The sequence below is a fragment of the Pseudomonas sp. R38(2017) genome, from assembly GCF_002112395.1.
Lineage (GTDB): Bacteria > Pseudomonadota > Gammaproteobacteria > Pseudomonadales > Pseudomonadaceae > Aquipseudomonas.
Map to the genome: position 1 here is coordinate 205,053 of NZ_NEHN01000006.1, position 23,918 is coordinate 228,970.

Below are 23,918 nucleotides of genomic sequence, written 5' to 3' on the forward strand. Positions count from 1 at the left end.
CATGCTGCCCCTGTGGATCGCCCTGCAATTTCTCAGCAGCCTGCCGATTCGTCTGCCGGGCATGCCGGCGCCTGAACAGCTTGGACGTTCGCTGCTGTTTTATCCGCTGGTGGGCTTGTTGTTCGGCGTGATTCTCTGGGCGCTGAACATCGCTTTGGCCGGCGCGCCATTGCTGTTGCATGCAGCGTTGTTGCTGACAGTGTGGGTGCTGTTAAGCGGCGCGCTGCACCTTGATGGCCTGGCTGACAGCGCCGATGCCTGGCTCGGTGGTTTCGGTGATCGTGAGCGCACACTGACGATCATGAAAGACCCGCGCAGCGGGCCTATAGCAGTGGTGACGCTGGTGTTGGTGTTACTGCTCAAGTTCGCCGCGTTGCTAGCGTTGATCGAGCAAAAACAAGGCTTGGTGTTGATCATCGTGCCGTTGCTTGGCCGGGCAGCGCTGCTCGGACTGTTCCTTACCACAACCTATGTACGGGCCGGCGGGTTGGGGCAGGCGCTGGCCGATCATCTACCGCGCAAGACGGGTTGGCAGGTGCTGGTGGTGAGTGCGGCGGTGTGCGTGCTGATCGCCGGGTTCAACGCTGTTGTGGCACTGCTGCTGTCGGTCGTGGTGTTCATCTGGCTGCGGCATTTGATGGTGCGGCGACTGGGCGGAACCACGGGCGATACGGCGGGCGGACTGCTGGAATTGTTGGAGACGGCAGTGCTGGTCGGGCTGGCCTTGTTTTGATCTGTAACTTGATTTAACGGACTCGCGGGTATATACACGCATCATGCTTCCTTCTCAGTGTTTGTGCACCAACCTGCGTCGTGCCGCGCGTGGCGTCAGCAGGCATTACGACGGCGCTCTCGACGGCTTCGGGATCAACGTCGCCCAGTATTCTTTGCTGTGCAATCTGCAGCGCCTGGATCAACCGAGCATTTCCGAACTGGCCGAGGCCATGGGGCTGGATCGCAGCACTCTCGGGCGTAATCTGCGGGTGCTGGAAGGCGAAGGGCTGGTGGCGCTGGCGGAGGGCGAAGACATGCGCAACCGCATCGTCCGGCTCACCGAAACCGGCGCACAACGCCTGGAAGCAGCCTTGCCGGCCTGGGAAGCGGCGCAACAGCGGTTGATCGACCGACTGGGTGCCGAGAAGCGTGAAACCTTGCTGCGGCTGTTGGATGAACTGGCCTGAGGGCCGGTTTTTTCCGAATCTAAGCGGGTATATACCCGCGACTGGAGAATAACAATGAGTTCAATGTGGCGAACGTGCGGTTGGGTGTTGCTGGGGAGTGCGCTGATTCTGGCGTTGTCATTGGGCGTGCGGCACGGTTTCGGGCTTTTCCTGTCACCAATGAGCGCCCAGTTCGGTTGGGGCCGTGAGGTATTCGCCTTCGCCATTGCCTTGCAGAACCTGATCTGGGGCCTGGCGCAACCGTTCACTGGCGCACTGGCTGACCGTTTTGGTGCAGCGAAAGTGGTGCTGATCGGCGGTGTGCTTTACGCTTTGGGCCTGGTGTTCATGGGGCTGTCGGAAACGGCGTTGGGCCTGTCCCTGAGTGCCGGTTTGCTGATCGGCATCGGGCTGTCCGGCACTTCTTTCTCGGTGATTCTCGGCGTGGTCGGTCGTGCCGTTCCGCCGGAAAAACGCAGTATGGGCATGGGTATCGCCAGCGCCGCTGGTTCTTTCGGCCAATTTGCGATGCTGCCGGGCACCCTCGGACTGATTGGCTGGCTGGGCTGGTCGGCGGCATTGCTGGTGCTGGGTCTGCTGGTGGCGCTGATCGTGCCGCTGGTGAGCATGCTCAAGGACAAGCCGCTGCCGGTGCTCGGCCATGAGCAAACGCTGTCTGAAGCCCTGCGCGAAGCCTGCTCGCACTCCGGGTTCTGGCTGCTGGCGTTTGGTTTCTTCGTCTGTGGTTTCCAGGTGGTGTTCATCGGTGTGCACCTGCCGGCCTATCTGGTCGACCAGCATCTGCCGGCCACCGTCGGCACTACCGTGCTGGCGTTGATCGGGCTGTTCAACATCTTCGGCACCTACACCGCCGGCTGGCTCGGCGGACGCATGTCCAAGCCGCGTTTGCTGACCGGGCTGTACCTGCTGCGGGCGGTGGTGATCGTGCTGTTCCTGTGGCTGCCGGTGACGACGACTACGGCGTATCTGTTCGGTATGGCGATGGGTTTCCTGTGGCTGTCGACGGTGCCGTTGACCAACGGTACGGTGGCAACCTTGTTTGGCGTGCGAAACCTGTCCATGCTCGGCGGGATCGTGTTCCTGTTCCACCAGCTCGGCTCATTCCTCGGCGGCTGGCTGGGTGGGGTGGTGTATGACCGGACCGGGAGTTATGACTTGATCTGGCAAGTGGCGATTCTCTTGAGCCTGTTGGCGGCCGCGCTGAACTGGCCGGTGCGCGAGCGTCCGGTCGAGCGTCTGCAGGCCCGTACGAGCGCGGCATGAAGCGAATCTGGCCACGAATCGCCATCACCGCACTCGGCGCTGTCTTGCTGGCGCTGGTGTGGTGGGGCTGGCATCAGGGCGGCCTGGCGCTGATGCAGTTGGGCATGGGCGCTTGCCTGTAGGCTTTGAGGGCGAGTAACGTCGGGTTCTGACGACTGCTCAAGGATGCCCGACATGCTCAAGCGCTGGTGTGCTGTTCCCGCGTTGCTGATGGCGTTGACCGGACTGGCCCAGGCCGCGGACTGTCCGGAACTGCTGCAAGGCTCGTTACCCAAGTTGCGGGCCAAGGAATCCATCGACCTGTGCCAGCGCTACGCCGACAAACCCCTGGTGGTGATCAACACCGCCAGCTTCTGTGGTTTCGCCCCGCAGTTCGAAGGTCTCGAAGCGCTCAATCAGCGCTACAAGGCGCAAGGGCTGGAGATGCTTGGTGTGCCGTCCAATGACTTCAAGCAAGAGTCCAAGGACAGCGCCGAGACCGCCAAGGTCTGCTATGCCAACTACGGCGTGACGTTCACCATGACCGAACCGCAGAAGGTCCGCGGTGACGGAGCCACCCACCTGTTCCAGGTACTGGCCGCGCAAAGCAGCGCGCCGAAGTGGAATTTCTACAAATACGTGGTCGACCGCCAAGGCAAGGTGATCGCCAATTTCTCCAGCCTGACCAAGCCTGACGATCCGGAGTTTTTGGCTGCGATTGAAAAAGCCATCGCGTCGAAGCCTCTGAAACCCTGATCGACGCCCACTAAAAAGCCCCGCCTCTGTCGAGAGAGCGGGGCTTTTTAGTGGGCGAGGGGTTAGCCTCGCCGCGTGGCATCAGAAGCGGTAGGTTGCGCCAACACCGAAACCGTTTGCCGAGTTTTCATACTTGGAATTGTAGGTCTGACCGCGATCGTTCTCGTTGCGGATGCTGACTTTTTCTTCCTGCAGGTACGAGTAAGCAACGTCGATGGTCAGGTCTTCGGTCGGGCTCCAGCCGGCACCGATGCTGAAGATCGTACGGTCGCCGGTAGGGATGCGTGGCGAACGGTCGACGTTGTTGGTCGGCGCCTGGTCGAAAGTCAGACCGGTACGCAGTACCCATTCCTTGTTCAGCTGGTAGGACGTACCGATGGCGTAAGCCCAGGTGTCATGCCAGTTCTGCTCTTCAGTGATCTCGCCGAACTGGCCAGCCAGCAAAGGCTGTACACCGGAGTTCTTGACGGTGATCTTTTCCAGCTGGCTCCAGCGGGTCCAGGTGGTACCGGCGTAGACGTTCCAGCGGTCGTTGATCGTCTGAGTGACCGAGAAGTCCACGGATTCAGGCGTGGTGATCTTCAGCGAAGCGTCGTATTTCTGGTTCGCACCCAGGCCGATCGCGCCCAGCACACCGTAGTTGACCTTGGTGTTGCCTTCGAGCTTGTAGTCGACTTTCGAGTGGTAGGTCAGACCCAGGCGAGTGGTGTCGGTAGCCTGTACCAGAACGCCGATGTTGTAGCCCAGTGCGGTGTCGTCACCCTTGATCTTGACCTTGCCGTCCGGCGCAGCCTGAGTGATCGACAGGTTGGATTCCAGCGAGCCGTCGATGCGGTTGATGGTCGGACCGAAACCGATCGACACCACGTCGTTGAATTTGTAGCTGACAGTCGGCTGGAAGGTAATGACCTTGACTTCGGACTTGCTGCCGAAGTAGCGGCCGGCAAAGCCGTTTTCATAGTCGGTGATGAGGCCGAAGGGTACGTACACACCCAGGCCGAATGCCCAATGCTCGTCGATCGGCTTGACGTAGTAGCCCATAGGTACGGAGGTGAAGGGCACCATGTCGCCTTTGTTGCTGCCGCCGTTAGGGCTGGAGCTGGCGTCGCTGATATCGGTTTTGGCATCGAGGAATGCAACACCACCGGTCACTTGTTCGCGCGTGATGCGCGACATGCCGGCAGGGTTGCCATAAACAGTGCTTGCGTCGTCGGCAGAAGAAGATCGCCCGGCGTACCCAGTTCCCATCCCGCTGATGCTGTGTTCGTTGATGGCAAAGCCAGCTGCGAAAATCTGCGTGGATGCCAAGGAAACGGCGAGGCTAAGGGTGGTTTTGAGCATTACTTTTTTCATTATTAGAACTCCTGGTGATCACCGGGGCGAAAATTACCAACATTTTCGTCCCAGCGCTATAGTCCGTATGGCTTGAGTTAGAGCGGTTTTGTAGGACAATCAGACCAGATTCGCGACCCGTTGGACGATCTTGCGAAACTGGTAAGTCAGCACGCGACTTGATTCAGTGGTGAAACACAGGTCTGCCATGCACAGGTGAAATCACGCAGCCGACCCTGGGGCTGAAAGGTCTGACGCCAGATGCGCGCCATTCCCAGCAGATCGTCAGGGTCGGGGAGGGTGGGGTTTTGTTCTTCCACCAGCAGCCAGGCGATGGCTGTGGCATAACGCAGATTGACGGTCAGTTCGAGGTGCGGGCCGCTGAGAAAGGCATGCTGGCTGGCAAGGCCGCGAACCAGGCTGGCGCGCTCCGGATCGAGCGCCAGATAATGATCCCAGAGCGCCTGGTGGCGATGCTCGGCAATCCGGTACAGGCCGTGGCCACGGCGGTCATGCAAGGCGGAACCAAGGGCGGACTGGCTGGCGGCGATGCCCAGCAGCAGGGATTCGGCGGTGGCGCAGTGACGTCCCAGATAAATCAGCGTGGGACGGATCACATAGCGGCACAGTTCGCTGGCAGCGATACCCATAAAACCCTCGGATCTTGTTATTGGGCGGCGAGACCTGAAGGGGAGCTTGGCAGCTGTGAATCGACTCAGGCCCGCCGGAAGCGGATCACGCCGCTTGAGTTGAAGTGTAGTGTCATATTCGCGACGTAAAGGCCTGTTTTTAAAATATTTCCGGCGGGCAGTTATAACCGTTATATCGGTTGGTGCTTAACCGCGGAGGGTAAAAAGAGAAACATCGGGCAATAAAAAGCCCCGCGTTTCAGGCGGGGCTTTTGCTTTTGCAGCCATTTCGGCCTCTCAGGCGATCAATGCCTGACGGGTGCGATCAATCACGGCCTGCAGCGGTTCGGCGCTGGAGTACTGATCAGGGTACAGACGCTCGCTGTGGCGGGCGATCCCGTGTTCATTGACCACGGTGAAGCTGAAACAGCCTTTGCGAGCGGCCATGATCAGGCAGTTCATTGGAGCAAAAGCGTTGGTTAGGGTGCGAATGGCATCCTGAGTCTGGATTTGAGTAGACATAGTTATTAGGTGTTCCTACAAATGACACGGATAAGAACCGTGCAACGTTAAAACGTTCCAGTAACGCCGACCACCATTGGTCGAACGAAGAACCCGACTGGAACAAAGCAGCCAGTTTGAAGCGCTGATAAGTTGGCGCGCTTGGGCTGGCAGGTAGGTACTTAGGAGGGCAGGCAACACATCGAGGGCAAAGGTTCTGGGCCCGGGGTGAAGATCCTGATCAATTTGCAGGTTGGTTCGGTCAGAGTAAGTGCTCTTCGCAACACCCTTTGCATTCGATTCAAAGGCTGTGTCGTCGCAAGATTTACCTGGAAACCATCGAGGGGTCGGTCCCGCTTTGTCGGAGGAGGCTTCTTTGGAAGAAGGCTGACCGTGGGGTTTGTTCGACCGGAATTGACTTTCAGCTTGGTACTAACGCCGCGGATACTAACGGAACACTTCGAGGAAGGCAAACCTGATTTTTAAAAAGGACCAACAGATTGTCCCTCAAGCCCCGGCCCAGCACTGATTTGGCTCACATTCCGACCGCTGGTCGTCGCAAAGGGCAAGCCGAACCAGCGCAGCGCAAGGGCTTATCCCCAGCCCGGCTGCCAAAACGACCCGAAAAAGCGCACCGATATAACCGAGTAACAGGTACTTGTGCACATTAGTTGCGCGGACGGTAACCACGCTGTCACATCGATCCTGACCCCGGTGGCTGCCTGTAACGAAAGTTTAAGTCAATGAAAAACATCGCTTTTTTTTACTGGTGAAAAAATCGTCAGTTTGACTGCGGGCCCCATTCCACAAGGCTTTGCGGCGTGTGGAGGGCGGTTGTCCACTGAGTTATCCACAGCTTCTGTGGATTGTCCCGAGCGCTTGCTCTAGCACGGGCGTGCCGGGTTTTTTTCGACTTTACCTGTGCGAAAAAAAGAGTAGAGTGGCGCGCCCTCCGATCTGTCCCACAGTGCTTTATGAAGTTTCGCTCAGCTCCAGATTCTGTTACCTCTCTACCCCCTCGTGTTACCGCTCCCAAGCGATTTTCCGTGCGCGTGGCCGAATGGCTGCTCGACAGCCCGCGCCTGGGCGACAGCCAGAATGCCAAACACCTCGCCGGCCGCCTGCTCAAGCAACCGGCCCGGGAAGGCGTGGTCGCGGCTCAAAGCCGCCTTGGCCAGTTGATGTGCCGGGAGTGCGGCAACGCCCGGGATCGCCGTATCGGCCAGGACCTGCTGCGTCAGGCCGCCCGCGCGGGTGATCGACGTGCGCAACAGGAACTCGGCCTGATCGAAGACTGAGCTGTCCAAGACCTGATGCCTTGGTTAACCTTCAGGTTTTATCGGATCGGCGGGAATCACTATGGCGATGGACTTGACCAGCATCTTGCTCGGCTTGGCAGGCGCGGCGTTACCGCTGCTGGCGCTGGCCTGGCAACTGCAGCGCCGGGCCAGTCATGGCGAGTCCGAAGTTGCGTTGCTCGAAGAGCGCCTGGCCATGGCGCAGATGGCCCAGGACGGCCTCAATGCCCAGCTCGAAGCCTGTCGTGACGAAATCGCCGATCTCGGCCAGGCCAATGCTTCTAAACAAGCCGATCTCGCGGCCGTGCGCCGGGAAGTCGAACTGTTGCAGATCGAACGCGACGATGCCCGTGACGCCGCCCACGCCTGGAACCTCGAACGCGCCAGCAAGGAAGCCGAATTGCGGCGTCTGGACGCTCAGGCCGCTTCACTGAATGCCGAATTGCGTGAGCAGCAGGAAAGCCATCAACAGCGTCTCGATGACCTGCAAGGATCCCGAGACGAGTTGCGCGCCCAGTTCGCCGAACTGGCTGGCAAGATCTTCGATGAAAGAGAACAGCGTTTCGCCGAAACCAGCCAGCTACGCCTCGGTCAGTTGCTTGATCCGCTGAAAGAACGCATCCAGTCCTTCGAAAAACGGGTCGAGGAAAGCTATCAGGCCGAAGCCCGCGAGCGCTTCTCGCTGGCCAAGGAACTGGAGCGCCTGCAGCAACTGAACCTGCGTCTGAGCGATGAAGCAACCAACCTGACCCGCGCCCTGAAAGGCCAGAAAACCCAGGGCAACTGGGGCGAACTGATCCTCGAACGAGTCCTCGAACATGCCGGTCTGGAGAAGGGCCGCGAGTACCAGACCCAAGTCAACCTCAAGGGCCCGGACGGCGAGCGCTTCCAGCCGGACGTGATCATTTACCTGCCGGGCGACAAGCAGGTGGTGGTCGACTCCAAGGTCAGCCTCACGGCGTATCAGCAATACGTGGCGGCCGACGACGATGCCATCGGCCAGATCGCCATGAAACAGCATGTGCTGTCGCTGCGCAGTCACGTCAAAGGCTTGGCCGGTAAGGACTACAAGCGACTGGAAGGCCTGCACAGCCTCGATTTCGTCTTGCTGTTCGTGCCGATCGAAGCGGCGTTTTCCGCGGCGTTGCAAGCCGAGCCGACGTTGTTCCAGGAAGCTTTCGATCGCAACATCGTGATCGTCAGCCCGACCACGCTGCTCGCCACACTGCGCGTCATCGACAGCCTGTGGAAGCAAGAGCGCCAGAGCCAGAACGCCCGGGAAATCGCCGAGCGTGCCGGATGGCTGTACGACAAGTTCGTGTTGTTCATTCAGGATCTGGACGAGGTCGGCAATCGTCTGCAGCAACTGGACAAAGCCTACAGTGCAGCGCGAAACAAACTGACAGAAGGGCGCGGCAACCTTGTCAGCCGCAGCGAGCAGCTCAAACTGCTCGGCGCGCGAGCCAGCAAGAGCCTGCCCTCAGACCTGCTGGAGCGCGCGATGACTGACGCCGACGGCTTGGTTGAGTTGCCCGAATAAGCCGCTCTTCTAGAGCGGCAAATAGCGACTCAACAAGGCCCGCAAGGCCGCCGGTTTCACCGGTTTGGCCAGATAATCCAGCCCCGCCGCGTGCACCTGCGCCACGGTTTCTGGATGCCCGTCGGCGCTGATCACCACCCCCGGCACCGGCTCGCCCAGGCGAGTGCGCAACCAGGCCATCAGATCAGTGCCGGTCTCGCCGTGATCAAGATGGAAGTCCACCAGCGCCAGTTGCGGCCGCACGCCATCGTTGAGCAGCGCCGCGCACTCCTCGCGGTTGCGCGCCGTCCACACCTGGCAACCCCAACGCGTGAGCAGGCTGTTCATGCCGATCAGAATGCTGTCTTCGTTGTCGATGCACAGCACCTGCGCGCCGCTGTGCAGCTTGCCGTTGAGTTCGACCGCCGCGCTCGGCTGTGCAGTCTGCGTCCGCGCCAGCGGCACCCGCACACTGAACACACTGCCGTGCCCCGGCCATGAACGCACGCTCAAGGTATGCCCGAGCACCCGGCACAAGCCGTCGGCAATCGCCAGACCCAGGCCCAGGCCTTTCTCGGCGCGGGTCTGGTGGCTGTCGAGGCGTTTGAACTCTTCGAAAATCACTTGCTGCTTGTCTTCCGGAATCCCCGGCCCGCGATCCCATACTTCCAGGCAGATTTCACCCTGTCGCCGGCGCACTCCCAGCAAGACCGGGCCTTTTGCATAGCGGAAGGCATTGGTCAGGAAGTTCTGCAGGATCCGTCGCAGCAACTTGATGTCGCTGTCGATGCGCAGGTGACTGCCGCGCACCCGGAAGTTCAAACCCTGTTCCTGTGCCAGAACCTTGAATTCGGCACCGAGGGTGTCGAACAGCTCATTGACCGCGAACGGCTTGCGATCCGGGTTGATCTTGCCGTTTTCCAGGCGGGAAATGTCCAGCAGGTCGCTGATCAGGTCTTCAGCTGAACGCAACGAGCTGTCGAGATGCTGCACCAGTTTCTGTGCCTCGCCGCTCAAGCCATCGTCCTGATGGGAGAGGGCGGCGGAGAACAGCCGTGCGGCGTTCAAGGGTTGCATCAAGTCGTGACTGACCGCCGCGAGGAAGCGGGTTTTCGACTGGTTGGCCGCCTCGGCATTGCCCTTGGCTTCGGTCAGCGCGACGTTGAGTTGCGACAGTTCTTGCGTCCGTTCGCTGACCCGTTGCTCCAGGCCTTCGTTGGCCTCGGTCAATGCCTGTTCAGCCTCGCGGAATGCGGTGATGTCAGTGAAGCTCATGACGAAACCGCCGCCGGGCATCGGGTTGCCGATCAGCTCGATCACCCGGCCGTTGGGGAACAGCCGCTCGGAGGTATGGGCGCGGCCCTGACGCATCCAGTGCAGGCGCCGGGCGACGTGGACCTCTGCTTCGCCGGGGCCACACAAGCCGCGTTCGGCGTTGTAGCGAATGATGTCGGCGATCGGCCGACCAACGCTGATCAAGCCGTCCGGGTAGTTGAACAGCTCCAGATAACGCCGGTTCCAGGCCACCAGTTTCAGCGACTGGTCTACCACGCTGATGCCCTGTGTGATGTTCTCGATGGCGCCTTGCAGCAGCGCACGGTTGAACTGCAATACTTCCGAGGCTTCGTCGGCGATCCGGACGACGTCCTCCAACTGCATTTCCCGACCTTCGATGGCGGCTTTTACTACAGCTCGCGTCGAAGAAGCACCGAGGACACCGGCCAGCAATCGTTCGGTGTGGGCGATCCATTCGCCGTCGGCGTTCTGGTTCGGGTTGAAGCCTTTGCCTTGGCGATAGGCGAAGCGGATAAAGCTCTGGCGCGCACGCTCTTCACCGACAAACCGTGCCGCCAGCTGCAGCAGATCGTCAATCTGCACCGCCAGCATCGAACGTGCGCTGGGGCGGGCGCTGATTTCCTGGCCGATAAAACGTCCGGCCTGCCAGTGTTCCGACACCCGGGTGCGCGACAGTACCGAGACCCAGGCGAACAGGGTGAAGTTGCCCGCCAGCGACAGCACCACGCCTTGGGTCAGCGGGGTGATCGGCAGATTCAGCGGGTTGCTGTGCAGCCAGGCAAGTCCCGGGAACGTCTCCAGCGGCACACCGAGGCTGCGAGCCGCAATCGGCAGGATCAAAGTGTAGAACCACAGGAACGTGCCGGCGGCGAGACCGGCGAACACGCCACGGCGGTTGGCCTGTTTCCAGTACAGCGCACCGAGCATTGCCGGTGCCAGTTGAGTCACGGCGGCGAAAGCGATCTGGCCGATGGTCGCCAGGCTCGCGGTAGAACCGAGCAAGCGGTAGCTGACGTAAGCCAGCAACAGAATGACCACGATGCTGACCCGGCGTACCGAGAGCATCCACTGGCGGAACACTTCGAACGGCCGCTCGGCATTGTTGCGCCGTAGCAGCCACGGCAACAGCATGTCGTTGGACACCATGGTCGACAGCGCCACACTCGCCACGATCACCATACCGGTGGCCGCCGACGCGCCGCCAATGAATGCCAGCATCGCCAGCGCCGGGTGGGCCTGGGCCAGCGGCAGGCTGATGACGAAAGAATCCGGGAGAACGGAGCTGGGCAACATCATCTGACCGGCCAGCGCGATCGGGACTACGAACAGCGCGGCCAAGGCCAGATAGGTCGGAAACACCCACTTGGCCAGGCGCAGATCCTGCGGGTCGATGTTTTCCACCACGGTGACGTGGAACTGACGGGGCAGGCAGATGATCGCCATCATCGCTACGCCGGTCTGCACGACCATCGACGGCCAGTTGATGGTTTCTTTCCAGTATTCCTCAAGACGCGGGGCGAGCATTGCCTGATTGAACAGGTCGTCGAAGCCGTCATACAGGCCATAGGTGACGAAGGCGCCGACGGCGAGGAAGGCGAACAGCTTCACCAGCGACTCGAACGCAATCGCCAGCACCATGCCCCGGTGGTGCTCGGTGGCGTCGAGGTTGCGCGTGCCGAAAACGATGGTGAACAAGGCCAGCACCAGTGACACGATCAGCGCCGTGTCCTGGGCGCGGGTGCCCATGGCGTCGGCGCCAGCGCCGATCAGCAGGTTCACGCCGAGGACGATGCCCTTGAGTTGCAAGGCTATATAAGGCAGAACGCCGACCAGACAGATCAGTGCAACCACCACCGCCAGCGATTGGGATTTGCCGTAACGGGCGGCGATGAAGTCAGCAATGGAGGTGATGTTCTCCTGCTTGCTGATCATCACCATTTTTTGCAGGACCCACGGCGCGCCCAGCAACAGCAGGATCGGCCCCAGGTAGATCGGCAGGAATGACCATAGCTGTTCGGCCGCTTGCCCGACTGCGCCGAAGAATGTCCAGCTGGTGCAGTAGACCGCCAGCGACAGGCTGTACACCCAGGCACGCATCCGCGGCGGCAATGGCGCGCTGCGACGGTCGCCGTAGAAGGCGATGGCGAACATGATGGCCATATAGGCCAGGGCGACGGCGGCGATCAGCCCGGTGGACAACGACATGGAGCACTCCCGACAAAATACGACCGGACTCGCGCCCGGCCAGACAGTCTCGCATGTGCGCGGCGGTTAGTCAGTGTCGACCAAGGTCGTGGCGTGGCGGTGTGTCGCAGGCGCAGAACCGGGCGGTTCTGCGCTGTCAGTCCTGACGCAGCGCGATGTCTATCAGCCGGTGCAGTTCTTCGACTTCCAGCGGTGCCACGGCAAACAGGATGCGGAACACCGTTGGCGAAACCACCAGGTTGATCAGGTGATCCACGCTCGGTGGTGACTCGTCCGGGAAGCGGTCGACGATGGTCTGCAACTGATCGGCAATGATCGCGATGCAGAATCCCGGTGTGGCACTGGCCTGCACATCGCGCATGACATTGCGCCCCGGTTCGGAGCTCATTTCGTCCAGATACTGCTCGGCCCAGGCGCGGATATCGCCGCGCAGGCTGCCGGTTTCCAAGGGATCGCTTTCAGGGCGCAAGCGGGCGAGGGCGACGTCGGCGAGCAGCGCCGACAGATCACCCCAGCGCCGATAAATGGTCGAGGGCGTGACCCCGGCCCGTGCGGCAATTTGCGGGACAGTCACGGTGGAGCGCTCCTGCTCTTCGAGGAGGGCGCGCACGGCGCCGTGAATCGATTCCTGTACCCGGGCGCTTCGGCCGCCGGGCCGGCTACTTTCTTTAATAGGCATGTGCCAGACCTTAACACAAAGAATTTGCTTTAAGCGCAAGTCGGGAGCACACTCCGCAAAAGCAAAAAAATAGCTTTTAAGGAGTGTATCCATGACCCGCCTTGCTTCCAACCGTTCCAGCCTGTGGTTTCTGGCGATCACCTTACTCAGTTTTCTCGCCGCTTCCACCGCGCCGACGCCGTTGTATCACCTGTACCAGGATCACCTGCATTTCTCGGCAGCGGTGCTGACTCTGATTTTCGGCGTTTACGCGCTGAGTCTGCTGACCGCGCTGCTGACGGTCGGTTCGCTGTCGGATCATCTGGGCCGCAAACCGGTGATCTTCACCGCCGTTGTCCTGAACGCCGTGGCGATGCTGCTGTTTATCTACGCCGACAGCGTGAGCTGGTTGATCGGCGCGCGGGTGTTGCAGGGTTTTGCTACCGGCATGGCCACTGCCGTGTTGAGCGCGACGCTGCTGGACACCGATCGCCAGCAAGGGCCGCTGATCAACAGTGTGGCGCCGCTGCTCGGCATGGCGCTCGGTGCGATGGGCTGCGGTTTGCTGGCGGAATTCGCGCCCGCGCCACTGCAACTGACCTATTGGCTGCTGCTCGTGCTGTTTGTGTTGCAAGGCGTTTATGTCTGGCGCCTGCCGGAAAGTGTCTCGCCGCAGGCCGGAGCGTGGGCGTCGCTGCGGCCGACCCTGCATGTGCCGGTTCAGGCGCGTTCCACACTGTGGCGCGTGTTGCCGTTGAACACCGCGACCTGGGCGCTCGGCGGTTTCTATGCCTCGCTCGCTCCGTCGCTGGTACGCACGGCGACCGGTTCGACTTCGAATCTGATCGGCGGCGCGACCGTGGCAGCGTTGACCGTGACCGGTGCGCTGATGATTTTCACACTGCGTAATCGTCCAGCCTCCCGGGCGCTGCAACTTGGCGCAAGCCTGTTGCCGGCCGGCATCGTGTTGATGCTGCTGGGCGTGCACAGCGCCAGTCTGTCGTTGTTCTTCTTCGGCACGCTGGTCGCCGGGTGTGGATTTGGCTCCGGCTTTCTCGGTGCGGTGCGCAGTCTGGTGCCGCTGGCGTTGCCCCATGAACGGGCTGGATTGATGTCGGCATTCTATGTACTGAGTTACCTGGCGTTCTGCCTGCCGGCGTTGCTGGCCGGGCACTTCACTCACAGCCTTGGCTTGCTTGCGACCACCGATGTGTATGGCGCGGTACTGATCGTGTTGGCGGTCTGCGCGCTGTTGATGAGTTTCCGTGCGCAAGCGGCCAAGACCTGCAGCGCGCCATAAGCCTGTGGATTCGGTTAGCCTTGGCCAGCCCATTCTTCTCACGGATCGACTCATGAAGATTATCCGCAGTAAGTCCTTCACCGCCGAGCGTGCCTGGGACGCGCTCGACATCGCGAACATGAACGGCATCACCACGCGCCTGCACTGGACCGATCAGCCTTATAAATGGCATGTCAACGACGGTGAGGAAGTGTTCGTGGTGCTCGACGGGCAGGTGCTCATGCACTATCGCGAAGAAGGCGAGGAAAAGCAGGTGCAGCTCGATGTCGGTGATATCTTCTACGCGTCCGTCGGCACGGAGCATGTTGCTCATCCGCAAGGTGCTGCGCGGATTCTGGTGATTGAAACCGAAGGCAGCGTCTGACTGCATATCTACAAAACAGATAACAGTTAGAGAAATTACCCGTTATATAGATATTCGATTCAGTTCTACCATGGACTCAACCTCACCTGAGGACAGGAGTTCATGATGATTTGCCCCAACAGTGTCAAACCCGGCATCAAGCCTTTCAGCCAGCTTCAGCATCCGCGTGAAGTGATCCGTCAATTCACACCGAACTGGTTCGCCGCGACCATGGGTACCGGTGTGCTGGCGTTGGCGTTGGCGCAATTGCCCGTCGCCATCCCGGGACTGCACACCGTGGCCGAAGGGCTGTGGATGTTCAACATTCTGTTGTTCGTGCTGTTTACCGCGGCCTACGCCGCGCGCTGGATTCTGTTCTTCGACGAAGCGCGGCGGATCTTCGGCCACTCTACGGTTTCGATGTTCTTCGGCACCATTCCCATGGGGCTGGCAACCATCATCAACGGCTTTCTGCTGTTCGGTCTGCCGCGCTGGGGCGAGGGTGTCATTCATCTGGCTGAAGTGCTGTGGTGGCTGGACGTGGCGATGTCGCTGGCCTGCGGTGTGCTGATTCCCTACATGATGTTTACCCGTCAGGAACACAGCATCGATCAGATGACCGCCGTCTGGCTGTTGCCGGTGGTGGCGGCGGAAGTGGCGGCGGCCAGCGGTGGACTGCTCGCGCCGCATCTGGCTGACGCGCACTCGCAACTGGTGGTGCTGACGACCAGCTACGTGCTCTGGGCGTTTTCCCTGCCGGTGGCGTTCAGCATTCTGACCATCCTGTTGTTGCGCATGGCCCTGCACAAACTGCCCCACGAAAACATGGCGGCTTCGAGCTGGCTCGCTCTGGGGCCGATCGGCACCGGTGCCTTGGGCATGTTGTTGCTGGGCGGTGATGCGCCAGCGATCTTCGCGGCCAATGGTCTGCCGGGCATCGGTGAAATCGCGTCGGGCCTGGGCTTGATAGCGGGGATCACGCTCTGGGGCTTTGGCTTGTGGTGGATGTTGATGGCGCTGTTGATCACCGTGCGCTACCTGCGCGACGGCATCCCGTTCAACCTTGGCTGGTGGGGATTTACCTTCCCGTTGGGCGTGTATTCGCTGGCGACCCTGAAACTGGGCAGCACGTTGAACCTGACATTCTTCAGCTTGGCCGGTTGTGTGCTGGTGACGTTGCTGGCGGTGATGTGGCTGATCGTCGGCAAGCGCACACTGCAAGGCGCATGGCGCGGCGAGCTGTTTGTTTCACCGTGCATTGCAGGTTTGAAGAAATAACCTGAAAAGTTTAGGTAAGGTGTGGCCTGGATCGTGGATCGACACTCCAATAAACGTATCCAGGCCACTCGTTACCCAACATCAGGGACACACGGAAGATGAGTCACCCCTCACAGTTCAACCTGCTGCGTACCCGGCGCTTCCTGCCGTTCTTCATCACCCAGTCGCTGGGCGCGTTCAACGACAACGTGTTCAAGCAATCGCTGATCCTCGCCATTCTCTATCGGCTGACCATCGAAGGTGACCGCTCGATCTGGGTCAACCTGTGTGCGCTACTGTTTATTCTGCCGTTCTTCCTGTTTTCGGCGCTGGCCGGGCAGTTCGGGGAAAAGTTCGCCAAGGATGCGCTGATCCGTCTGATCAAGCTGGCAGAAATCGCCATCATGGCCGTGGGATCCGTCGGTTTCCTGTTCGATCACCTGTCGTTGATGCTGGTGGCACTGTTCGCCATGGGCACGCACTCGGCGCTGTTCGGGCCGGTGAAGTACTCGATCCTGCCGCAGGCCTTGCACGAGGATGAACTGGTCGGTGGTAATGGACTGGTGGAAATGGGCACGTTCCTGGCGATCCTGGCCGGCACCATCGGCGCCGGGGTCATCATGTCCTCGTCGCACTATGCGCCGCTGGTATCCGGTGCGATTGTCGGCATCGCGGTTCTGGGTTACCTCGCCAGTCGCGGCATTCCCCGGGCGGCGGCCGCCTCACCGGAAATGCGCTTGAACTGGAACATCTTCAGCCAGTCCTGGGCCACGCTGAAACTCGGGCTGGGGCAGACGCCAGCGGTGTCGCGTTCGATTGTCGGCAACTCGTGGTTCTGGTTCGTCGGGGCGATTTATCTGACGCAGATCCCGGCTTATGCGAAGGAGTGGATGCACGGCGATGAAACCGTGGTCACCCTCATTCTCACGGTGTTTTCGGTCGGCATCGCCGTGGGTTCGATGCTTTGCGAGAAGCTTTCCGGGCGCAAGGTCGAGATCGGTCTGGTACCGTTCGGCTCGTTCGGTCTGACGGTTTTCGGGCTATTGCTATGGTGGCACTCCGGCGGAATTCCGGAGAGTGCCGTTGGCCATAGCTGGACTGAGGTGCTGGGCTTCGGACACGCCTGGGCTGTACTGGTCGACATCCTCGGCCTCGGCATCTTTGGCGGTTTCTACATTGTGCCGCTGTATGCGTTGATCCAGTCGCGCACCGCCGAGAACGAGCGGGCGCGGGTTATCGCCGCCAACAACATTCTCAACGCGCTGTTCATGGTGATTTCGGCCATCGTCTCCATCGTGTTGCTGAGCGTGGTCAAACTGTCGATTCCACAGCTGTTCCTGGCGGTGTCGCTGCTGAACATCGGCGTCAACGCCTACATCTTCAAGATCGTCCCCGAGTTCAGCATGCGTTTCATGATCTGGCTGCTCAGCCATTCCATGTACCGTGTCGAGCATCGCAACCTTGAAGCGATTCCCGATGAGGGCGCGGCGTTGCTGGTGTGCAACCACGTATCGTTCGTCGATGCCTTGCTGATTGGTGGCGCGGTGCGTCGGCCGATTCGCTTTGTCATGTACTACAAGATCTACAACCTGCCGGTGCTGAACTTTATCTTCCGCACGGCGGGGACCATTCCTATCGCCGGACGCCAGGAAGACATCCAGATCTACGAAAAGGCCTTCACCCGGATTGCCCAGTATCTGAAGGACGGTGAACTGGTGTGCATCTTCCCGGAAGGCAAGTTGACCGCTGACGGTGAGATCAACGAGTTCAAGAGCGGGCTGACGCGGATTCTCGAAGAGACGCCGGTGCCGGTTATTCCGCTGGCGTTGCAGGGGTTGTGGGGGAGTTTCTTCAGTCGCGATCCGAATAAAGGGTTGTTTCACCGCTTGTGGTCGCGAGTGACGTTGGTGGCGGGTTCGCCGGTGGCAGTTGAGGCGGCGCAGCCTGCCGAATTGCAGGCGCTGGTAGGGGAGTTGCGCGGGACTGTCAGGTAGTTGTTTAGAAAGCCGCCATCCCTGACGGATGGCGGCAACGGCTCAGGCGCTGACCTTGAGCCCGATCAATCCGGTGATGATCAGTGCAACGCTGGCCAGCCGAATCAACGCCATCGACTCGCCAAACAGAATGATCCCGGCAATCACCGTGCCCACGGCACCGACGCCAGTCCAGATCGCATAAGCCGTACCCAGCGGCAGTTCCTTCATCGCCAGCCCCAGCAAACCAAGGCTGACTGCCATGGCGGCGACGGTAAGAACGGTGGGCAGCGGACGGCTGAAGCCATCGGTGTATTTGAGACCGACGGCCCAGCCGACTTCGAACAGGCCGGCGAAAAACAGAATGATCCAGGACATGAAAGACCTCCATCGATTGACGGGGCCGTCCCCAGATTGAAAACTCGATTGAGCCGCAGGGTCGTCCCTGCGTGGCGCACATAGTACCTAAAAATGTGCGCCGGGGATCAATGGGGATGAGTCAGTCGGCGGCCTGCTGAGCAAGAGCCTCACGATCTTCCTTTTCACTCATGCGGCGGAAGTACGTCGAAAGCAGCGCCCCGGAAATGTTGTGCCACACACTGAACAACGCGCTCGGCACCGCCGCCAGCGGCGAGAAGTGCGCACTGGCCAGCGCGGCACCCAACCCCGAGTTCTGCATGCCGACTTCCAGCGCCAAAGACTTGCGCTGAGGCAGCGGCAGGCCGAACAGGCGCCCGGTGAAGTAACCCAGCAGATAACCGAAGCTGTTGTGCAGCATCACAACCGCCATGATCAGCAGGCCGGATTCGGCGATTTTCGCCTGACTGGCGGCCACCACGGCGGCGACGATGATCACGATGCTGACCACCGACACCAGAGGCAACACTTCCACTGCGTGGCGAACCTTGTCCCCCAGCACACGTTGCGCCACCACGCCGAGGACGATCGGCAGTAGCACCACTTGCAGGATCGACCAGAACAGTTCCATGAACGAAACCGGTAACCACGCCGAGGCCAGCAGCCAGATCAACGCCGGCGTCAGCAGTGGGGCGAGGAGGGTGGTGACGGCGGCGATGGCCACCGACAGCGCCAGGTCGCCACGGGCCAGCCAGGTCATGACGTTCGATGAGGTGCCGCTCGGGCAGCAGCCGACCAGAATCACCCCGACGGCAATTTCCGGCGGCAGATGAAAGATCTGGCACAGCAACCACGCCATCCCCGGCATGATCACGAAATGCGCGACCACACCCAGGGCCACACGCCACGGATGGCGGGCGACGGCGGCGAAGTCGTCGAGTTTGAGTGTCAGGCCCATGCCGAACATCACCAGCCCGAGCAGCGGTACGATCGCGCCTTTGAGGCCGAGGAACCAGGCGGGTTGCAGGAACGCGACCACGGCGAAAATCAGAACCCAGTAAGCGAAGGTGTTGCCGACAAAACGACTCAGTGCAGCCAGTGCGCGCATGGCCTGTTCCTTATTATGTGAAAACGCCACCGAAGCGGTGGCGTTTGAAGATAACTCAAAGACTGCGCAGAGGCTTAGATCCCCTGCGGCGTCTCTTCACCGCCCAGTGCTTCAACCAGCGCCGGCAGGAAGTCGCCGAACGTCAGCATCATCAGGGTGAAGCTGGCGTCCAGTTGGCCGAGGGCTTCGTCGCCGCCGTCCTGTTCTGCCTGATCCTGCAACAGATCTTCGAACTTCAGGCGCTTGACGGTCATTTTGTCGTCGAGCATGAAGGACAGCTTGTCCTGCCAGGCCAGCGACAGTTGAGTCACCACTTTGCCCGTGCTCAGGTGCAGCTGGATTTCTTCGCTGGTCAGGTCCTGACGCTTGCAGCGGACGATACCGCCATCTTCATGGGTGTCGCGCAGTTCGCACTCGTCCAGGACGAAGAAGTCCGCGGCGGCTTGCTGGGTGGTGACCCATTCGGTCATCACTGCGGTCGGCGCGGTCTTCACGGTCAGCGGACGAACCGGCAGGGTACCGATCACTTCACGCAGGGTGGAAAGCAGGTCTTCGGCGCGTTTCGGGCTGGCCGAGTTGACCAGGATCAGGCCCTGTTTCGGCGCGATGGCGGCGAAGGTCGACGAGCGGCGGATGAAGGCGCGCGGCAGGAAGGCCTGGATGATTTCATCCTTGATCTGGTCGCGTTCCTTCTTATAGACCTTGCGCATCTGCTCGGCTTCGATCTCTTCGACCTTTTCCTTGACCGCATCGCGCACGACGCTGCCCGGCAGAATGCGTTCTTCTTTGCGGGCGGAGATCAGCAGGAAATCACCGCTGACGTGCACCAGTGGTGCATCTTCGCCTTTGCCGAACGGCGCGACGAAACCGTAGGTGGTCAACTCCTGGCTTGCACATGGACGCGCCAGTTTGGTGGCCAGTGCAGTTTCCAGCGCCTCGGCATCGACAGGCAGGTCTTGGGTCAGGCGATAGATAAGCAGGTTCTTGAACCACATGGGGTGAGTCTCTCCTTTATACAAAGGGGGGCATTATTGTCTTCGCCGCCCCATAGGCCAACCCTTCTCTAAGCCTTTGGAAGGCCTGAGAAAATTATTTAAAAAAGTGCTTGCCAGAGGTTTGGTCGCTCCGTAGAATGCGCGCCACACCGAAGCGAAGGGTGATTAGCTCAGCTGGGAGAGCGTCTGCCTTACAAGCAGAATGTCGGCGGTTCGATCCCGTCATCACCCACCATTCGTTTCAAGTGTTTAGCGCAGCGGTAGTTCAGTCGGTTAGAATACCGGCCTGTCACGCCGGGGGTCGCGGGTTCGAGTCCCGTCCGCTGCGCCATATTCGGTAACCTGGAACACTGAACGCCAGGTCACCACGGAAAAACCCGCCAAGGCGGGTTTTTTTCTGCCTCGAGTTGTACATGCGGAATGTGTCGTTTCACCGGTTTTCGGATTTATTTGAAAAAAAACTTCAATTAAATCAACACTTTACGAAAACTTGTGGCATAATGCGTCCCGTAACGAAGCGAAGGGTGATTAGCTCAGCTGGGAGAGCGTCTGCCTTACAAGCAGAATGTCGGCGGTTCGATCCCGTCATCACCCACCATTCGTTTCAAGCGTTTCGCGCAGCGGTAGTTCAGTCGGTTAGAATACCGGCCTGTCACGCCGGGGGTCGCGGGTTCGAGTCCCGTCCGCTGCGCCATATTCGGTAACCTGGAACACTGAACGCCAGGTCACCACAGAAAGCCCGCCTAGTGCGGGCTTTTTGCTGTCTGGCGATTGGCGTTTGGCTCGTCCGGGCATGAAAAAAGCGACCTGCGGGTCGCTTTTTTTATTTCTGCGGTTTGTTACTGGCTGGCGTTGCGGCTGTGCCGGTAGTCGCTCACCGCTTCATACACTGCTTTGCGCAGGCGATTGATCCCGCCAATCGGGCGGTGGGCCTCGATGCCGAACCACGGATTGAACGACAGGTCGTCGCATTGCAGATTTAGCGCCGGGGTGTCGAAGTCCTGCGGGGGCAGGGTGATTTTGGCTACGGTCTGAAATGGACTGTCCTGTTCGCGCCATTCGATGCTGGTGTCTTCGATCGGCATGTATTTGTTCGCGTCCTGGCGTTGTATCTGCAACACAAAACACGCGGGTACCCGGTCCGTGGACAGTTGCTGATTCAGCGCATTGCGCAAGAAATTCGGCAGATCCTGATTTTGCTTCGGCAGCGTGTACGCCGGGCAGTTGTCCGGATCCGGCATCACCCGAAACTTCGCATTGGCCTCACCAAATTTGTAGGGCGAAACCGAAAAGTAGGTCGTACGTGTCGGACTCTCCGGCGGTGGCGACAGGGTTGCCAGTGCAATGAACAGATGCCTGATCTGCCAGCCACGCGGGTCCCAGCCCGGAAAGAAAGCCATGACCTTCTTGCCGTCAGCCTGCGCCGCCACATTCTGACGATATTCAGCGACATCGCTGACGAAGAAATTCGGATGGCTGAACATCACGAAATCCTGTTCGTGCAGTCCCTGACGGTCACCCAGCAACTGTTTGCCCGGTACACCGTGCAATTTGATTGCCATGCCACGGGCATCACGGATGCTGTCGAACTGCGGATAGGCGTTGCCGTTGGACAGGCGCATCGTCGCTTTCCACAGCCTGCCCGGTTCGCTGAAAACGCCCTGGCGCAGTTCCTGAGCCAGATCCGGCAACACCTGCACGTCGGCCTTCACGCAGCCATGGGCCTTGGCATGGGCATCGCGCAGGTAGCGGGTGCTTTCGCGGTGCTGATCGACGATACGCACGGCGGTCTGGATCACGTCCTGTGTCATGGCGGCTTCGCCGTCCGGAATCTGCTCCAGCGCCGACACCGGGCCACGGTGCTGCCAGGCGAACCACGCGGTCGTCAGGGCCCAGCTGACCAGGCCGATCACCAGCAGAATCAGCAGGGTTTTGCCCAGTAACCGTCCCAGCCAAAGCCAGAAACGCGCCAGCATCGAAGGTCTTTTGAAAGAATTGAAGATCATGGCAGTTGCGCCTCCAGCGGGCCGCCCAGCACTTTCAGGTATTCGAGCAGCGCCCAACGTTCTTCAGGCTGCAGCAGTCGGCCGATGACGCCATTGCCGCGCTCGCCGGCGCGGAATTCGTGGCCGCTGTTGTGGTTGCCGGTGATGCGGGTGTCGAACAGGAAACCGTTGGTGAAGGCTTCGGTGCGGTAGCCCAGATGGCGCGGGTCGTATTCGAAGGTGCCTTTATAGAAGGTGGTGGCGCGCTCGTCCTGAGGCGACAGCAACTGATAAAGGCTCGGCACCGAGCCGTTGTGCAGGAACGGGGCCGTGGCCCATACGCCGGCAAGCGGACGCGCCTTGTAGGCGACTTTTTCGCGAACGCCGATCGGCAGACCGAAGCCATCGAGCTGTGGTTTTTCGGCGGCGGTGACGCCCGCTTCACGGTATGCACGGTTTTCCACGAAGGCGGTGACGTAAGCCAGTCCCTTGGCCACTGACAGTTGGCTGAGATCCAGCGGCTCCTTGGGTGTGGGATGCAACTTAACGTCCATTTGTTCAAGCTCTGCCGGGTTCCATTGCAGCGCTGTCAGGTCGAAGCGGTGATTGGCAATGTTGTTGGCAGCATTCGGGTCGGTGCCGATGACGTCCACCGGGAGCATGTGCAGGTGCTGCACCCAGCGCTCGCTTTCCTGGGTCTGGCGCGGTACGTGGCATCCGGCGCAATTCTCGGCGAACAGGGCTCGCCCCTTGGCTGCCAAGGGTTTGTCGACCACGCCCAGGACTTCTTCAGGCCATGCCGGCGGTCGCAGTTTTTGCAGGGTTTCTTCGATCTTGTGCAGATCACGTACGCGTACGCTGGAGGCATAGCGGTCATCACCCTGCAACGGCTGGCCGTTGGCGTCGAAGAAGTTCAGGGTGGCGCCGACACCCAGCGCCTCGCCGATATTGCGTGCCATCGGTTGCTGCGCCGAACCGTTCCACTGTACCCAGTCGAAGGTCCACATATCCCACAGCTGCGGGTAATCCACCGGGGCGTTGGCCACGCGGTAGTTGCTCGCGGAGATCGCATCGCCGAAGGTCGCGTTGGCGATACGCCCGAACGCATCGGTGCGGCCGGGACCTTCTTCGGTGGGGTAGAGGCCGCGATGGGTGTCGTTCCACGCCACTTTGATAAAGGTGTTCAACGAGTCTTTGAAGTCTTTGCGCAGTTGGTCGTGGCGCGCGTCGTAATCCTCGCCGAGAACTGTGCGGGCAAACCGTTCGAATTTCCAAGGGTTGTAGTAAGTGGAGGTGAGACTGGCGACCAATGCCTGTCCGAAACTGCCGCCGCGCAATGTAGGAACGCTGGAAGGCAACACATGCTGAGCCGAGCCACCGTCGATGCGTATTGCCTGGCCATTGAAGTGCAGTTCACCGGTGTGGCAGGCCGCGCAAGTGATGTCGAGATATTGCTCGGCGCTGTCGGGATTCTGGTGCCGGGCGAAACCCACCGGCAGATTGCCCGGGTTGTCCGGCGTGGCTTTCTGCTGCGGATCGATCAGAAAGCCGAAGCGCGCGAGGTATTCCGGGGAGGCAAAGCGTTGCTGCGAGAATGGCAGTTCGAGCGCCTGAAACCATTCGTAACGCAGGCCTTTGACCTGCGTCCCCTGCGGGGTGAAGTAGTAGGTCTGGCGCTCTTGCTCAGTCCATTGGTTCAGGTAATGCACCTGTTTTGCGGGCGCGGGGAAGGGCAATCTGGGATTGGCGACATAGTAAAGAACCACTGCCAGAACCAGCCCCAGCAGCACCACGATCAGCGTCAACACACGGTATAAGAGGCGCAAGATAAACATCCTTGTCGAGTTGTTGCGCTGTTATGCCTGAGCCAAGCCGTGTGCGGCAAGTGGCCATTACGCCAAGTGTTGTGGGAAGCGGCATCAATCGCTGTCGGCGAAAGATGACAGAAGCTTCATCGTGCCTTTCGCCAAATGCTTTTTAATC

At 60.2% G+C, this 23,918-nt stretch carries 21 protein-coding genes and 4 tRNA genes; 15 read left to right on the forward strand and 10 right to left on the reverse strand.

Annotated features, from left to right (window positions below; all coding sequences use genetic code 11):
* The first annotated feature begins 1 nt into the window (after nucleotide 1).
* From CAF87_RS17010 to CAF87_RS17025, 5 genes are read left to right on the forward strand one after another with little or no spacing between them, the layout of a single operon-like run.
* Nucleotides 2-733: an adenosylcobinamide-GDP ribazoletransferase gene (locus tag CAF87_RS17010; RefSeq protein WP_085732303.1), complete on the forward strand. Its 732-nt coding sequence runs from the start codon at nucleotides 2-4 to the stop codon at nucleotides 731-733.
* 43 nt (nucleotides 734-776) lie between these two features.
* Nucleotides 777-1,181 (forward strand): MarR family winged helix-turn-helix transcriptional regulator, encoded by a 405-nt coding sequence (locus CAF87_RS17015; RefSeq protein WP_085732304.1) that lies wholly within the window; start codon nucleotides 777-779, stop codon nucleotides 1,179-1,181.
* Between the two features lie 54 nt (nucleotides 1,182-1,235).
* The gene (locus CAF87_RS17020; protein WP_085710595.1) at nucleotides 1,236-2,444 is read left to right on the forward strand and encodes an MFS transporter; all 1,209 of its coding nucleotides are present in this window, start codon (nucleotides 1,236-1,238) and stop codon (nucleotides 2,442-2,444) included.
* On the forward strand, nucleotides 2,441-2,566 hold the full coding sequence (locus CAF87_RS29540) for a hypothetical protein (RefSeq protein ID WP_256576024.1): 126 nt from the start codon (nucleotides 2,441-2,443) through the stop codon (nucleotides 2,564-2,566). Before CAF87_RS17020 ends, CAF87_RS29540 begins: the two co-directional genes overlap by 4 nt.
* A 52-nt stretch (nucleotides 2,567-2,618) precedes the next feature.
* Complete coding sequence (locus CAF87_RS17025) at nucleotides 2,619-3,179, forward strand: glutathione peroxidase (RefSeq protein ID WP_085710596.1); 561 nt, start codon at nucleotides 2,619-2,621, stop codon at nucleotides 3,177-3,179.
* An 81-nt stretch (nucleotides 3,180-3,260) separates the two neighbouring features.
* On the opposite strand, the gene CAF87_RS17030 is transcribed toward CAF87_RS17025, so the two are convergent.
* The 3 genes from CAF87_RS17030 to CAF87_RS17040 all read right to left on the reverse strand — a co-directional run bounded on the left by CAF87_RS17030 (nucleotide 3,261) and on the right by CAF87_RS17040 (nucleotide 5,662).
* Nucleotides 3,261-4,532, reverse strand: coding sequence for an OmpP1/FadL family transporter (locus tag CAF87_RS17030; protein ID WP_085732305.1), 1,272 nt, complete (start codon nucleotides 4,530-4,532; stop codon nucleotides 3,261-3,263).
* Between the two features lie 146 nt (nucleotides 4,533-4,678).
* Nucleotides 4,679-5,161, reverse strand: a complete 483-nt coding sequence (locus CAF87_RS17035) for a hypothetical protein (RefSeq protein ID WP_085732306.1) — start codon at nucleotides 5,159-5,161, stop codon at nucleotides 4,679-4,681.
* 276 nt (nucleotides 5,162-5,437) lie between these two features.
* Nucleotides 5,438-5,662: a hypothetical protein gene (locus CAF87_RS17040; protein ID WP_007950419.1), complete on the reverse strand. Its 225-nt coding sequence runs from the start codon at nucleotides 5,660-5,662 to the stop codon at nucleotides 5,438-5,440.
* 953 nt (nucleotides 5,663-6,615) lie between these two features.
* On the opposite strand from CAF87_RS17040, the gene CAF87_RS17050 reads away from it, so the two are divergent.
* Nucleotides 6,616-6,939: a hypothetical protein gene (locus tag CAF87_RS17050; RefSeq protein ID WP_085732307.1), complete on the forward strand. Its 324-nt coding sequence runs from the start codon at nucleotides 6,616-6,618 to the stop codon at nucleotides 6,937-6,939.
* A gap of 175 nt (nucleotides 6,940-7,114) precedes the next feature.
* Nucleotides 7,115-8,479 carry a DNA recombination protein RmuC gene (gene rmuC, locus CAF87_RS17055; protein ID WP_170929635.1) on the forward strand — a complete coding sequence of 455 codons (1,365 nt, stop codon included), beginning with the start codon at nucleotides 7,115-7,117 and terminating at the stop codon, nucleotides 8,477-8,479.
* 9 nt (nucleotides 8,480-8,488) lie between these two features.
* On the opposite strand, the gene CAF87_RS17060 is transcribed toward rmuC, so the two are convergent.
* Nucleotides 8,489-11,959, reverse strand: a complete 3,471-nt coding sequence (locus CAF87_RS17060; RefSeq protein WP_085732309.1) for a hybrid sensor histidine kinase/response regulator — start codon at nucleotides 11,957-11,959, stop codon at nucleotides 8,489-8,491.
* A 136-nt stretch (nucleotides 11,960-12,095) separates the two neighbouring features.
* A complete protein-coding gene (locus CAF87_RS17065) occupies nucleotides 12,096-12,638 on the reverse strand; it encodes a TetR/AcrR family transcriptional regulator (protein WP_085732310.1) in 543 nt (180 codons plus the stop codon).
* Nucleotides 12,639-12,729: 91 nt separating this feature from the next.
* Here CAF87_RS17065 and CAF87_RS17070 point away from each other — a divergent pair, with 91 nt between their 5' ends.
* The 4 genes from CAF87_RS17070 (at nucleotide 12,730) to CAF87_RS17085 (ending at nucleotide 17,511) form a co-directional block, all read left to right on the forward strand.
* A complete protein-coding gene (locus CAF87_RS17070; protein WP_085732311.1) occupies nucleotides 12,730-13,917 on the forward strand; it encodes an MFS transporter in 1,188 nt (395 codons plus the stop codon).
* 52 nt (nucleotides 13,918-13,969) lie between these two features.
* Nucleotides 13,970-14,281, forward strand: coding sequence for a cupin domain-containing protein (locus CAF87_RS17075; protein ID WP_085732312.1), 312 nt, complete (start codon nucleotides 13,970-13,972; stop codon nucleotides 14,279-14,281).
* Between the two features lie 105 nt (nucleotides 14,282-14,386).
* The gene (locus CAF87_RS17080; protein ID WP_085732313.1) at nucleotides 14,387-15,538 is read left to right on the forward strand and encodes a TDT family transporter; all 1,152 of its coding nucleotides are present in this window, start codon (nucleotides 14,387-14,389) and stop codon (nucleotides 15,536-15,538) included.
* Between the two features lie 98 nt (nucleotides 15,539-15,636).
* Nucleotides 15,637-17,511 carry an MFS transporter gene (locus tag CAF87_RS17085; RefSeq protein ID WP_085732314.1) on the forward strand — a complete coding sequence of 625 codons (1,875 nt, stop codon included), beginning with the start codon at nucleotides 15,637-15,639 and terminating at the stop codon, nucleotides 17,509-17,511.
* Between the two features lie 42 nt (nucleotides 17,512-17,553).
* On the opposite strand, the gene sugE is transcribed toward CAF87_RS17085, so the two are convergent.
* The 3 genes from sugE to rdgC all read right to left on the reverse strand — a co-directional run bounded on the left by sugE (nucleotide 17,554) and on the right by rdgC (nucleotide 19,950).
* On the reverse strand, nucleotides 17,554-17,868 hold the full coding sequence (gene sugE / locus CAF87_RS17090) for a quaternary ammonium compound efflux SMR transporter SugE (RefSeq protein WP_085732315.1): 315 nt from the start codon (nucleotides 17,866-17,868) through the stop codon (nucleotides 17,554-17,556).
* A gap of 121 nt (nucleotides 17,869-17,989) precedes the next feature.
* A complete protein-coding gene (locus tag CAF87_RS17095) occupies nucleotides 17,990-18,955 on the reverse strand; it encodes a bile acid:sodium symporter family protein (RefSeq protein ID WP_085732316.1) in 966 nt (321 codons plus the stop codon).
* 74 nt (nucleotides 18,956-19,029) lie between these two features.
* Nucleotides 19,030-19,950 carry a recombination-associated protein RdgC gene (rdgC, locus tag CAF87_RS17100; RefSeq protein WP_085732317.1) on the reverse strand — a complete coding sequence of 307 codons (921 nt, stop codon included), beginning with the start codon at nucleotides 19,948-19,950 and terminating at the stop codon, nucleotides 19,030-19,032.
* Between the two features lie 159 nt (nucleotides 19,951-20,109).
* On the opposite strand from rdgC, the gene CAF87_RS17105 reads away from it, so the two are divergent.
* From CAF87_RS17105 to CAF87_RS17120, 4 genes are all read left to right on the forward strand, one after another.
* Nucleotides 20,110-20,185: transfer RNA gene (locus CAF87_RS17105), tRNA-Val, on the forward strand.
* Between the two features lie 19 nt (nucleotides 20,186-20,204).
* Nucleotides 20,205-20,281, forward strand: a tRNA-Asp gene (locus CAF87_RS17110).
* Between the two features lie 191 nt (nucleotides 20,282-20,472).
* Nucleotides 20,473-20,548: transfer RNA gene (locus CAF87_RS17115), tRNA-Val, on the forward strand.
* A gap of 19 nt (nucleotides 20,549-20,567) precedes the next feature.
* Nucleotides 20,568-20,644, forward strand: a tRNA-Asp gene (locus CAF87_RS17120).
* Nucleotides 20,645-20,789: 145 nt separating this feature from the next.
* Here the strand turns inward: CAF87_RS17120 and CAF87_RS17125 are convergent.
* Together CAF87_RS17125 and CAF87_RS17130 are read right to left on the reverse strand one after the other, a co-directional pair.
* A complete protein-coding gene (locus CAF87_RS17125; RefSeq protein ID WP_170929634.1) occupies nucleotides 20,790-21,926 on the reverse strand; it encodes a catalase family protein in 1,137 nt (378 codons plus the stop codon).
* A 26-nt stretch (nucleotides 21,927-21,952) separates the two neighbouring features.
* Nucleotides 21,953-23,761: a di-heme-cytochrome C peroxidase gene (locus CAF87_RS17130; RefSeq protein WP_085732319.1), complete on the reverse strand. Its 1,809-nt coding sequence runs from the start codon at nucleotides 23,759-23,761 to the stop codon at nucleotides 21,953-21,955.
* Nucleotides 23,762-23,918 lie beyond the last annotated feature (157 nt).